The sequence below is a fragment of the Colwellia sp. MB3u-41 genome (genome assembly GCF_014076845.1).
Lineage (GTDB): Bacteria > Pseudomonadota > Gammaproteobacteria > Enterobacterales > Alteromonadaceae > Colwellia_A.
This window is the reverse complement of sequence record NZ_JACGUT010000047.1, coordinates 457,863-470,358: the sequence shown is the minus strand read 5'-3', so window position 1 is coordinate 470,358 and position 12,496 is coordinate 457,863. Positions and strand designations below refer to the sequence as shown.

The 12,496-nt window shown below is 35.6% G+C and carries 15 protein-coding genes and 1 pseudogene; 9 read left to right on the top strand and 7 right to left on the bottom strand.

Translation table 11 applies throughout. The features are described 5' to 3' along the window. A pseudogene (locus tag H4J73_RS04510) lies at positions 1-108 on the top strand (RimK/LysX family protein); the annotation flags it as partial. Positions 109-132: 24 nt separating this feature from the next. Next, positions 133-1,014 (top strand): mechanosensitive ion channel family protein, encoded by an 882-nt coding sequence (locus tag H4J73_RS04505; RefSeq protein ID WP_182223211.1) that lies wholly within the window; start codon positions 133-135, stop codon positions 1,012-1,014. Positions 1,015-1,099: 85 nt separating this feature from the next. Here the strand turns inward: H4J73_RS04505 and H4J73_RS20385 are convergent, their stop codons facing one another. The 3 genes from H4J73_RS20385 to H4J73_RS04495 are packed head-to-tail and all read right to left on the bottom strand — an operon-like array spanning position 1,100 to position 2,561. Continuing rightward, a complete protein-coding gene (locus H4J73_RS20385) occupies positions 1,100-1,426 on the bottom strand; it encodes a hypothetical protein (protein ID WP_259366582.1) in 327 nt (108 codons plus the stop codon). Next, the gene (locus H4J73_RS20380; protein WP_259366581.1) at positions 1,401-1,895 is read right to left on the bottom strand and encodes a mechanosensitive ion channel family protein; all 495 of its coding nucleotides are present in this window, start codon (positions 1,893-1,895) and stop codon (positions 1,401-1,403) included. Before H4J73_RS20380 ends, H4J73_RS20385 begins: the two co-directional genes overlap by 26 nt. Positions 1,896-1,922: 27 nt before the next feature. Further along, positions 1,923-2,561: a phospholipid-binding protein MlaC gene (locus tag H4J73_RS04495; protein WP_182178250.1), complete on the bottom strand. Its 639-nt coding sequence runs from the start codon at positions 2,559-2,561 to the stop codon at positions 1,923-1,925. 461 nt (positions 2,562-3,022) lie between these two features. Between H4J73_RS04495 and H4J73_RS04490 the strand changes: the two genes are divergently transcribed. The 6 genes from H4J73_RS04490 to H4J73_RS04465 all read left to right on the top strand — a co-directional run bounded on the left by H4J73_RS04490 (position 3,023) and on the right by H4J73_RS04465 (position 5,825). Further along, the gene (locus tag H4J73_RS04490; RefSeq protein ID WP_182178248.1) at positions 3,023-3,346 is read left to right on the top strand and encodes a hypothetical protein; all 324 of its coding nucleotides are present in this window, start codon (positions 3,023-3,025) and stop codon (positions 3,344-3,346) included. A gap of 115 nt (positions 3,347-3,461) precedes the next feature. Next, positions 3,462-3,668, top strand: coding sequence for a cold-shock protein (locus tag H4J73_RS04485; RefSeq protein WP_081150364.1), 207 nt, complete (start codon positions 3,462-3,464; stop codon positions 3,666-3,668). Between the two features lie 315 nt (positions 3,669-3,983). After that, positions 3,984-4,574: a LysE family translocator gene (locus H4J73_RS04480; protein WP_182178246.1), complete on the top strand. Its 591-nt coding sequence runs from the start codon at positions 3,984-3,986 to the stop codon at positions 4,572-4,574. A gap of 235 nt (positions 4,575-4,809) precedes the next feature. Then, complete coding sequence (locus H4J73_RS04475; RefSeq protein ID WP_182178244.1) at positions 4,810-4,968, top strand: hypothetical protein; 159 nt, start codon at positions 4,810-4,812, stop codon at positions 4,966-4,968. 23 nt (positions 4,969-4,991) lie between these two features. Continuing rightward, positions 4,992-5,192: a hypothetical protein gene (locus tag H4J73_RS04470; RefSeq protein ID WP_182178242.1), complete on the top strand. Its 201-nt coding sequence runs from the start codon at positions 4,992-4,994 to the stop codon at positions 5,190-5,192. 6 nt (positions 5,193-5,198) lie between these two features. Then, a complete protein-coding gene (locus H4J73_RS04465; RefSeq protein WP_182178240.1) occupies positions 5,199-5,825 on the top strand; it encodes a PEP-CTERM sorting domain-containing protein in 627 nt (208 codons plus the stop codon). Positions 5,826-5,981: 156 nt separating this feature from the next. Here H4J73_RS04465 and H4J73_RS04460 read toward each other — a convergent pair whose 3' ends face one another. Beyond that, a complete protein-coding gene (locus H4J73_RS04460; RefSeq protein WP_182178238.1) occupies positions 5,982-7,019 on the bottom strand; it encodes a zinc-binding alcohol dehydrogenase family protein in 1,038 nt (345 codons plus the stop codon). Between the two features lie 278 nt (positions 7,020-7,297). Beyond that, positions 7,298-8,671: a cytochrome c oxidase accessory protein CcoG gene (gene ccoG, locus H4J73_RS04455; protein WP_182178236.1), complete on the bottom strand. Its 1,374-nt coding sequence runs from the start codon at positions 8,669-8,671 to the stop codon at positions 7,298-7,300. A 113-nt stretch (positions 8,672-8,784) separates the two neighbouring features. Between ccoG and H4J73_RS04450 the strand changes: the two genes are divergently transcribed. Further along, positions 8,785-10,221: a PLP-dependent aminotransferase family protein gene (locus H4J73_RS04450; protein ID WP_259366580.1), complete on the top strand. Its 1,437-nt coding sequence runs from the start codon at positions 8,785-8,787 to the stop codon at positions 10,219-10,221. A 192-nt stretch (positions 10,222-10,413) separates the two neighbouring features. Here the strand turns inward: H4J73_RS04450 and H4J73_RS04445 are convergent, their stop codons facing one another. After that, on the bottom strand, positions 10,414-11,709 hold the full coding sequence (locus H4J73_RS04445) for a Xaa-Pro peptidase family protein (protein ID WP_182223212.1): 1,296 nt from the start codon (positions 11,707-11,709) through the stop codon (positions 10,414-10,416). Positions 11,710-11,878: 169 nt separating this feature from the next. Beyond that, a complete protein-coding gene (locus H4J73_RS04440; protein ID WP_182178232.1) occupies positions 11,879-12,487 on the bottom strand; it encodes a PilZ domain-containing protein in 609 nt (202 codons plus the stop codon). Positions 12,488-12,496: the final 9 nt, after the last annotated feature.

Here is a 12,496-nt window from a genome sequence, read left to right as displayed (position 1 = left end):
ACGTTAACGGATCGCTCTGATATGAGTTATTTAATGTTGTTAGGGCGTGAAGCACTTGGTAAGCGGTTTCTTGTTGACCCTTCTAAAGTGTTTTTAGGGTCAAAATAAAAGTTGGCTAACTTAAGGGATTTTATGGGTTTTTCACAAATAAAAGCGATTTTATCTACGACGGTTATTACTGTTGCTGAGCAACCTGTTACATTAGGGGGATTATTATTAATCCCGCTTATTATTTTTCTTGGCTTGTCACTAACAAAATGGAGCGTTAGGTCGGTAACGCGGCGTTTAACGACAAGTAAAACAGATCCTAATATTATACATTTATTGCAGCGTGTTTTTTATGTTATAGCGATTGTTATAATGTTAATTACCACATTAGATCTGATTAATGTACCTATCACCGCTTTTGCCTTTTTATCAGGAGCTATTGCGATTGGTTTTGGTTTTGGCGCACAAAACATTATTAACAACTTTATAAGTGGCTGGATCTTAATGTGGGAACGACCAATTAAGATAGGTGATTTTTTAGAAGTAGAAAATGCCAAAGGTGTTGTAGAAGAAATTAACACGCGTTCAACACGTATCAGAAGGGTAGACGGTGTTCATTTACTTATTCCTAACAGTAAGTTACTTGAAAATACGGTAGTTAATTGGACACTTCGAGATAGTTTAGTGAGAACAAGTGTATCAGTGGGCGTTGCTTATGGTACGCGTGCTAGAACCGTCGCTGACTTGATTTTAGAAGCAACACTGGCACAAAAAGAAGTTTTAACTGACCCTATGCCGGTGGTGGTTTTTGAAGACTTTGGCGATAACTCATTAATATTCTACGTCAATTTTTGGATTAACTCGAGTGGTGAAGCCGCTTTAAGAGTAACGAGAAGTAATATTCGTTTTCGATTAGATGAGTTATTTGAAGAGCATAGAATTGTTGTCGCTTTCCCACAACGCGATGTACATCTTGATGGTACTATTACTTTATTGAATAACGATCAAAAAAATTATAAATCATAAGCTCCTGAAACAGCATAAATTAAAGTTTACTCAGTGACTCAACAATTGGTTGCTGAGTGAACTTTATTATGAAAAATATTAAAGTCTACGTTAACGTTGACGATGAAACCGTTTTATGTTCAAACCATAACTTCATAAAGTCAGCAGTGAGCTTGTGTTCTATTTCTAGTGCTATTTCTGTCGGACAAAATATTGTAAAGAATATTTGTGTGTTGCCAATTTCAGACGTTGCTACTTGAATGTGTCGCTCAGGTCCCGCGATTGGAATATCTAATCGATTTTCAATGAGTTGATTATAACGAACAGCAACTTCGTTGAAATCATTACAGTAAGTGCTGGCATTTTTATACCGTTCATCAATAAACTTAAAGGGATTAACACTGTCATCACGCACAATGGTAAAATGATGCATTGCATAACGTTTTACCTGAATATTGATAATCATCTATATTAACTTCTAAAAGTGTCAGCTTTGCCCAATCTGTTGAATGAACCTCTCCATAGTTATTACCTACTTGCACCCAGTCACCAATACGAAATGGTCGACTAGAGAGTAAATAAACAAAGCCAATAAAACATTGAATAAATTCTCTGGTTGCTAAGACAATTGCAACGATAAAAGCGGCAATAGAAAAAGCAAACTTTTGAATTTCGCCAGACCATATATTAAAAACCATTACGATCATTAATATGGTAAATATATTATTGACGATATTAATCTGTAGTCTTTTATCTTGTGTCGATTTTGCTTTTATGATTTTTACAATGAGGTGTTTAATCATATAAAAAATGAAAATAAACAATGAAGCGATAACAAATTTTTTATTGGTAAGTACTAATGTAATTGCTTTTAAATTATCCGTTTGATTTAACCATTCCATTTGAAATATTATACTGTTTTGATTTATCTATGAAGAAGTAAAACTTCTTTGATTGATGTTTTTTAGATGTGCTAAGGTACCTTCAATACCTAGTTTGTTAAAGCTTGAATTTATTTCTTTTTGCTTTGCATCTAACAAGCTAATACCTTCAATAATAATATCAAAAAATTGCCAATTCCCTTCCTTAGACATTAGTAATTTTACAACGGCTTTGTTGACTTTTTTTTCACCGGTAATCGTTATGTTGACCATAGATATTTTGCCACTTTTTGATATCGAACTTGTGCCTATATCGATTGACTCACCATTATATTTACTTAACAAATTGCTATACGTATTGATTAATTGATTCGATAATTCAGTAATAAATTCTGTTCTAAGCTCTGCTGATATTTTTGGAAGGTTTTGGTTAAGCACTTTATAGCTAAAATATTGAACATCCACTTCAGGAAGAAGGTATTGAGTTAACACCCCTTTGACATTGCTTTTAGTAAACTCATTTTTACTTTTTAATGTTAATAATGCAGATTCTATTTGTTCAAAAACTGCTTTAGTTTTCACTTCTGGGTTGGCTGTTGATGCAATCACTAAAGCGGAAATAAATAGGCTTAATAGCAAAAAAATCAAAAGATAGATGTTTATATTGTTTGGGTCTGTTTTTTTCATTGTTACTGAGGTTGTTTTATAATAATTACTGAAATTATAAGCTTAAGAAATAAACAATCAAGTGCAATAAATTGTATAGTTTAATCAAAAAAAATGATTAGGTTGTGCTTTTTAGAAATATCTTTGATCGTTAAGTTTTAGTAGCGCGTCGCTTTAACTTGTTAAATATGGTGAGGGTAATTTTCAATAAAACTATTTACAGCCAGTAAGTTATATTATTAAACGGTATGAAGATAAGTAAACTTTAGTTAAGTGTTATTTGTGGTTAGTGGTGACTCAATAAACGTAAATGTCATAATTGTTTGCTATTAACGCTTACCTTTTACAATAGAGACTATTTACTCGGGTTCATTCACTGTATAATAATTTTTTAAGCATGCTAGTTATGACTGACTTGCTTCTCCCGTAAAGTGATTGCCTTGTGGCATTGTCAGATAATAGCAGAAGAGTTAAATAATTTAATGAAACCATATTCAGATATTGCCGAGTTAATTGAAATGTTAACGTCGGAAATAGAGTCACTTACCAATAAAATCACTACCTTGAAACAAGAGCCTCAGAGCTTTAATGAACAAATACTTTTTAAGTATATTGATACAGGTAGTACAGGTAAAACGAAAGATTTTGTTAGATCATTGGGCGTAAAGGCTGAGCGTGGTTCATTCTTTTCATCGGGTGATGTAAGTAAGTTAATAAAAGACGGGGCTGATGATGTTTCACCTGAATTACTTGATATAGCACGAAAAGTAGTCAGTATGAAAAAGAAAGGTGGCATGCATCGTTAATTATTAATACAGTCTATAATTATTTATATAGATTGGATCAGTAAGATTCAAATTCTAACTCGTCATGGTGATAGCGAGTTAGGTTTATATTTTTCACCAATGAAAAGAGAGTGTTATGAGTAAAGGTATAGTTAAGTGGTTTAATGCAGATAAAGGTTTCGGATTTATTACTCCAGAAGACGGCAGTAAAGATTTGTTTGTACATCATTCAGAAATCCAATCTGGCGGTGAATACGCTACATTGGCTGACGGTCAAGCTGTTGAGTTTGAAGTTGGACAAGGTCAGAAAGGACCATGTGCAAATAAAGTTGTTGCTGTTTAAGCGATAATATATAACAAATAGGTAAGTCGAATGTACTTTGTACATTCTCTTACCTATGCGTTATAGATAAAATCCTCTACGTATCTACTTCAACATTAATGATTTATTACCTTCCCTTTCTTTTTTGAAAGATAAAATATTAAATAACCTAAAAATCGTCTTTAACTGCTATCACCTCTATAATAATGTATAGCTATGTGAGTGCTCATCGCATCAACTTGTTATACCACACCTAAAAATCCTGCATAAAATAGTGTATGAGACTTATGCTTGAACTTTTATTCCATATTGTAAAAAATAAAGAGCAAACTGACTTTGAATTTTGAAATATTATCAGCCTTAACTATTTTTGCGTTCGTGTCTTCTATAACGCCAGGTCCAAATAACTTGATGCTGATGAATTCAGGCGCAAATTTTGGTTTTAAAAAAACGATCCCTCATCTGCTAGGAGTTGGTGTTGGGTTTACCTTGATGATTACTTTAGTCGGCCTGGGCGTTATTAAATTATTTGACAGCTTTCCATTGAGTTATCAAATATTAAAAGTCATCAGTATTATTTATTTACTGTATCTGGCTTTTAAAATAGCACGTTCAAAAGGTAGTTTTGAGCAAGGGGCTTCAAGAGCTACACCTTTTACCTTTATTCAGGCCGCTTTATTTCAATGGGTTAACCCCAAAGCATGGACAATGGCGCTTACTTCTATAAGCCTTTATGCACCATCAAAGAGCTTTTTTTCTGTGTTGTTTGTGGCCATTGTTTTTGGCCTAATAAACCTACCGTGTATAAGTTCTTGGGTAGTTTTAGGGCAAAAAATACAAGTACTTTTGACTGATCGAAAGCGATTGAGGGTTTTTAATATTAGCATGGCATTCTTATTGGTTATGTCATTATATCCTGCAATATAATATTGCTAAATAAAGCCTGAGAAATATAATAATCGTTAAATGTTAATACTCAGTAAACACACTTTTGGAGCGATATAGTGAGTGCTTCTCCTCCTATTAATACGAAGGTCGTTTGTTAAAATAAACACTATTAGATGTATTAATCGTCAACGTAGTATTGATGAATATTATAGTAGATATAACCTTGTAAATTATTGTTCTCCTCATATGGATTAAGAAATTAAAAATGAAAGGAATGACCAAAAAACTTGTAGCCATTATTATTCGTGGTGTTGCGCCATTTGTAAATGCGGGCGTAATTTCGGGTAGTCATACACTCGATGTCGGCAGTTGTTGGAATGCTGATTATTTTGATATATCGGGCATCGGTGAACGTTCTCTGATGGTGGTTTAATATACTCGTTGCAGGGCGGTTCAATGTCTGCCTATCGAGATTTTTTTTCTTGGAATTTACTTCCTAGTGAGCAAGATTTCACTAATGCGGTACAAGGAGCATTTGATGTTTGGTCATCCGTTGACCCTGTTTCTGGGCTAGATTCAGATTTATCGTTTGTCTCATATTTTTCATCAAACGTTCAAGGGATACTTGCAGGCGGGTCAAATATAGTGGGTGCATAAATTGATTTGTTTGGTGTAAACGATGTTTACTTTTGGGATCCAGGTAATAACCGTAATCAAGGAGAAACATGGATAAGTACAAATTTTACATTAGCTACGCTCACCTCAGGTACAACTAACTATCAAGCAAAATCTATCTCTGGCGTTGATATCTACCTCAATAACAATAGTAATGCGGTATATACCCTAGATGTTTTTTCAAGGTTACTTATGCATGAGATTGGACATGGATTAGGGCTGTGTGATGCAGAAAGTAATATCAGCAGTTCTTTTATTGATGATAACTTTAATCCTAATGACCCTGTAAATACATTAAATAATTCGTGGGCAAGTTTGGTTGATGTGTACGACCCTAAATCTTCATCATTGTCGGTATACAATATAGGGAATGCGACACCTGTGTCAGGTGTTGATCTGCTTATGGAGTCTAATGGCTTGGGGATTTCAGTAGGAAACCCATTAGGTAATCCAAATCTGCTAACGAATGATGAGTATGGTACGCGCCAATTTCTTTATCCATTTATTGCATCAAATACACAAGAACCAACGACTGTACCCGAGCCAAGTTCTTTTATCCTGTTTATATTTGCTGTTTTACTCATGAATAGAAAAAGACTTTTAAAGCGCAAGTAATTTAATGATATAAAGTGTTTAGTTCGCTAAGCACTACACAATAATTTTTTTTGTTCATTGCCAGACGTAATACTTCGTTAAACGCGTAATAACAACGAAGTAGCTGATAATAAAACTCACGGTATAATTTATTTATACCGTGTTTATTTCTTAACGTTAAAAACCTTCTAAAACTATTTTTCCTATCGAACGCCCAGATTCAAGCTCTTGATGTGCCGCTTTTAAATTCTCAGCATTGATGGTACCTAAATTTTTACCTATTGTTGTTTTTATATCACCTTGATCAATTAAGTTGGCAATAGTGTTTAATAAATGGCTTTGCTCTTCAATGTCTTTGGCATTGAACATTGACCGTGCAAACATAAATTCAATATGTAGAGACAAGCTTTTAAATTTCATTTTCATAACATCAATACTTTTTGGATCATCAATCATCGCTATTTTTCCAAAAGGAACTAATAAATCAATATAGTCATCAAAGTATGAATCCGTACTATTTAGACTAGCAACATGAGTCACTTGCCTAATTTCTCCTTTGGAAATTAACTCATTTATTTGTGGTTGTAGCGCTTTTGTATGATCAACAACAAAATCAGCACCTAAATCTTTCACCCATTTTTGTGAACTTTCACGTGATGCCGTCGCAATAATGGTTGCACCCGTAATGGCTTTTGCTAGTTGCACTAAAATTGAACCTACACCACCAGCGGCACCCACCACTAAAATAACTTCTGTTGATTTTCCTGTTGAGCCTGAACGCTGCTTTTTAATTGATAAATGCTCAAATAAAAGTTCCCATGCAGTAATTGCCGTTAAAGGTAATGCCGCAGCCTCTGCATCAGTTAAGCTTTTGGGTTTATGCCCAACGATACGTTCATCAACTAACTGGTATTCTGCATTGCTTCCTTGACGGTTAAGATCACCGGCATAATAAACTTTATCACCCAATCTAAATTTAGTCGCTTTCTCACCTAGAGCGACTACTTCACCAACGCCATCCCAACCCAGAACGCTATACTCACCATTTTCAGGCATCTTATTTTGTCTGATTTTATAATCTACGGGATTAACCGCAATGGCGTTAATTTTTACTAAAATATCTCGACCCAATGCTATCGGCTGAGGCAACTCAATATTAACTAATGCATCTGCTTCATTAATCGGTAAAGATTTTTTATAACCAATGGCTTTCATGTGTATTCCTTAATTTGGTTCAGGTGTGTAGAGATCAAATGACATAATAAACGTTGATTTAACGAAAATAAACAGCGTAACAATTGAAACATTATCAAAAAATATTTGAAAATATGTTGTTGGACGATTCACATATTATTTTAAGAGTTGCGAGTTTAAAAGTATGACAAGCAGCAATGAGTTTAAAGATGTCCATGGTAACAGTAAGTGCCACTATAAAAAGGGTTATTAGATAAAAGTGCACTAATTACAGACTAATCAGTGCATTGTTAAGCTTACTACCAACCTTCATTGCCACTATAAAATGAGCTTTTCTTACGAATACTATCGTTATTATTGACATCAATAATCGTAAAATTCACGTTACTTCTGGTATTCAGCAATGGTTTATCAACCGCGACAGTAATCGAATATACCGTTAACTCACCTGGTTGCACTTTAACTTTTGATGAACCTGTTATTTTTCCATTTGGTAAATCACTTATTTTAATTTCATAATTTTTTATTTGAGTAGATTTATTTCTAATTTTGAAAAGAAAAGTATTTTCATTATTACCTTGCTGATTAACACGATAAAGCGATTGCCTATCTCTTATAATGTTTACATCAAAACTTTGCCAAGTTGTTGTCCATACCAGTATTGTTAGTAGTGTTACTGACACAAAACTGCCATAGCCTAAATGCCGTTTCCAACTGTTTTTAGCGGGCTGTTCATGAGTAAAAGCGATAAGCCCTTTTTGATAATTGAACTTGTCCATGGTCATATCACAAGCATCAACACACAGGCCGCAGTTTATACATTCGTATTGCAATCCATCTCTAATGTCGATGCCTACGGGGCAGACTTGAACGCACAGGTTACAGTCAACACAATCGCCCATAGCCTCAGTTTTAGGCTCCGAGCGTTTTCTAGCTCCTCGGCTTTCACCACGTATATTATCGTAGCTGACCATCTTGGTTGATTGATCGAACATCGCCGATTGAATGCGCGAGTAAGGACACATATGCTGACACATCTTTTCTTTTATCCAACCAGCATTGATATAAGTACAAACGGCAAAGAAAACCACCCAATATACGGTGATTTCTGATGCGTTAAAGGTAAAGAACGGGAAGTAAAGTTGATCAACAGTCACGAAATATGACACAAAAATTAAGGCAGTAAATAATGAAATACTCCCCCAAAGAATATGCTTGATACTTTTTTTTATAATCTTAGCTAAGCTCATTGGCTGCGCATTTAATGATTTACTTTGGTTATGAGTACCCTCAACTCTTCTTGCTATCCAATTAAATAACAGCATCCAAACCGTTTGGGGGCAGGTGAAACCACACCATACGCGCCCATAAAATTGTGTGACATAAAATAATAGAAAAGCAGCGAGAATGAAAAACAAACTCATAATCACTAAATCCTGTGGAAATAAAGTCAGTGAAAATAAATGCACCTGTTGTTGCTGAAGATCAAAATATACAGCTTGAACACCATTAAATTTAATAAAAGGAACAAGGGCAAAAAGTAAAATTAAGACTCCGCTTAAACTACGTCTGATCAGCTGATATTTACCTTTCTGCTCGCGAAGATAAATTCTATCGTCAACGGCAGAGGTTTTAAAAATGAGGTTTTTTTCTAATAAGTCTGATGATTTCATTTGGTTTCCCCAGTAAGGATTTACATTGCGGGAAGTTTAAATTGTTAATCTGTCATTTATAGATACAGTATAATAAATTACAATAGGTACAGATTGATTGGCTGAGGTATAAGATGAGACAATTTAAATATGAACAGTTAGCTCATAAATTAATGCGGCAAATAGAAGACAACAAATGGCGATGTAATGAAAAGCTGCCTTCTATTCGTGATCTGGCAAGTATTTACAGTGTTTCAAAAATATCAGTTCAAAAAGCCCTTCACACCTTAGAAGCAAGAGGTATTGTTTTTGTTAAAACAAAGTCAGGTTATTACGTTTCAGCCGTTAAACCTCAACAACAGATCAGTCAAGGGCTAACTCAAATCGACAAACCCAAACTGGTTGATGTACCTGAAATTTTTTATGAAATTATGGAAAGAACGGCAGCTTTTGATATAGCGCCAATAAACTTAGACATTACTAAACCACCAAACCATTTATTGTTATTGAACCGACATATCAGCCGTGCGTTACGAAAGAATCCACAAAATAATGCGTTATATTATTGCGAACCCACCGGATATTTGCCATTAAGGCATCAAATTAGTGAGCATTATAGAAGGCGTGATCTTCATATTTCAGAACAGGAAATATGCATTACTTCAGGGTGTCAAAATAGTTTGTTTTTGGCGTTAACTGCAACGTGCGAACCCGGTGATATTGTTGCGATAGAGAGCCCTGCTTTTTATGGTGTATTACAGTTATTACAACAACTTAAATTAAAAGTGCTTGAGCTGCCAACTTCTTACACTATTGGTTTAACCGCTGATTCGCTTGAGGAAGCGACAAAAAAATGGGATATAAAAGCCTGTGTGCTAACCGCAAATTTTGCTACACCCACGGGGGCACTGATACCAACAAAAGAAAAACGTAAAATAGCAGCCCTTGCGACAGAAAAAAATATCATCATAATAGAAGACGATATCTATGGCGACCTTGGCTTTCATTCTAAAGTCGAGTCGCTTAAAAATTATGATACGCAGGGTAATTTTATCTTATGTAGCTCTTTTTCAAAGTCATTATCAAGAGATTTACGACTTGGGTGGATTGTAGCGGGTAAGCACTTAAACAAAATAGTCCACATGAAATTGGTTTATCAATTATCGACGAGTCAAGCCATTCAATATGGCTTGTCGAGTTTTTTGGCCGAAGGGCATTTCGAACGGCACTTGCATCAATACCGTAAAGTACTGCTTAAGCAAAGAGATCAGTTAACTGATGCGATTGCAGATAACTGGAAAATATCGACAACATTTACTGTACCTGACGGTGGTCTAGCTATTTGGGTGCAGTTGCCAACAGAGATTGATACATTCTTACTTTATAAAGATGCGATTGCTCAAGGGATAATTATTACTCCTGGCCGATTATTTTCATCGGTCAAAAAGTTCTCAAATTGTCTGAGATTAAGCTTTGCACACCCAACGAAAGGGCATAGATTACAAGCCTTAATAAAGTTGGGGGAGTTGTGTGAAAAGGTGATACAAAAGGGGAGAATTAAAGAAGGTTAATAGTGCTGAATTCTTGAGTGTTAGAACTTGTAGTGGGATTATTTTACCGCGTAAAATAATTCGCGCATGTTAGTTAGCGTGTTCACTACATGCGCGGCAATGGTAACTCCAATAATCAATATATCAAAAAATGACCCTGTTTATATTTTGTATCATCATCAACAAAGTCTATAAATAAAGCCTAAAGGGCAACTAAGTAAATGTAGCCACTTTGCCTAAGGGTGAATCTAGAGAGTCGGGCGGTACAGTAAACCACTGCGGGCCCTTATCTGTCATGTAAATACAGTCTTCAAGGCGAACACCAAATTCTCCTGGAATATAAATACCGGGTTCATTAGAAAAGCACATGCCTGCTCTTAATTTCTCTTGTTCACCATGAACAAAATTCACACTTTCATGGCCTTCCATACCTATGCCATGCCCCGTTCGGTGAGATAAACCGGGTAGTTTATAATCAGGTCCAAACCCTTGTGCTTGATAATGCTTTCTTACGGCATCGTCAACTAAACCGGCAGCAGATCCTATTTGGGCTTGCTCAAACGCTATTTTTTGTCCTGTACGTACCGTTTGCCAAATATCACGTTGACGCTTTGATGGCTCACCTACAACAAATGTTCGGCTGATATCTGATTGATAACCATGAACATTACAGCCGCAGTCCATTAAAACAATTGAACCTTCTTGGATCAAATGCTTCTTTTTACTGCCATGTGGGAAAGCACTTGCTTGATCAATTAATGCCATATTCCATGGGCTATTGCCACCCAACATTGATTGTGCGTTACTCATCAGGCTTTTAACGTGTGAAGATGTCATCCCCACTTCTAATTTTGAGTAAACCTCGCTATAAGCTAATAGTGTTACTTCATTCGCTTTATGCATTAGTTGTAGTTCATGGTGGCTTTTAATGATACGGCAACCACGAGTTACAGGCTCTGCGCTAACATGCTGCATATTTGATAGTAAACTCATTACGCCATGTTGAACAAAGTAACGCACTGAATTTTCAAAACCAATAGTACCTTTTGCAAGGCTAATATTCCGGTCTACTAATATTTGTTTAATGCGCTCAAAAGGACTTTCATGTTCTTGCCAAACACGAATATCACCAGTAATAGCCAAACTTTCTTGAATGCTGGGTTCTTCAAAAAAGGGACAAACAATACCGACTTTACCTTGTTGCGGAATAACTAACGCGGTTAGGCGTTCGCTGCGCCACCATTGAATACCCGAGAAATAATCCATTGCTGCACCCGGCTCAATAATGAGTGCAGAGATATTCATTTGCTGCATTAATTTCTGTGCTTTTTTAATGCGAATTTCACGTTCTTTAGTAGTTATAGCCGAAACACTTTGGGTAATGTTTTTCAGTGTTGAGTGCTTTGACTCAGCCATTTTAGTTGATGAGGCGAACGCAGCAGTTGATACGGATAATGCGGCAAGACCTGCACTACCCGCTTTTAGAAAAGCTCTTTTATTCATGTTCATAGGTATGTTCCTGAAATTGTCATCTAATAACGCTATCTGTTTTTGCTTTATTCAACAAGGAATAGGCGTTAAAGTGCGCGGTTTATCAGATAGATTTAAAGGAGTAAATACAGCATAAATCGTAATACTGACTTATTGCACGAATAACAAGGTGCAATAAAAAAGAGTATTAGGTTTGTTTAGCTGATTCTTCATTACGTTTTTGCGCTAAGATCTGTAATTGCTTTGATTGCTGATGAAGGCTACAACGCACTAATATTTCACGGTCTTCTTCACGAATATGATGATAAATAACCTTGAAGCTATTAAGTTCATCACTCTCAGTCTTGACTGAAATTATTTCACCGCAACAGTAAATTGCACAATTATCGTCAAGTAGGAATATTTTTAGTTCAATAAATTGACCAACAGCGAAGGGGGTTTTACTGGTAAAAATAACACCACCACCACCGAAATCAGTGCCTTGGTAACGTTGTGCTTCATTGTCTTGTTCACTCAGAATATAACTGACGAGCAAATCAATTTTTTTGGCCTGATGATGTAAATAATCGACTAACTGTCCGGCAACACTACCAATTGTTTGCAAAGGTCTTAATGCCGTTTGGTCAAGTGTGATTATTTCAGAGGCCATCTTAAACGGCATGGGCATGGTGTTCATAAATGCGGGGTAACTTGGCGGAGTGTTACTTTCAATGAGAGTTGCGTTCACATTGAAAGGGTAAGTGATTGAAAAGAACTGATCAAACTGAGCTGTTTTATTTTGGTTGTCTTCAGACATGTTTAACCC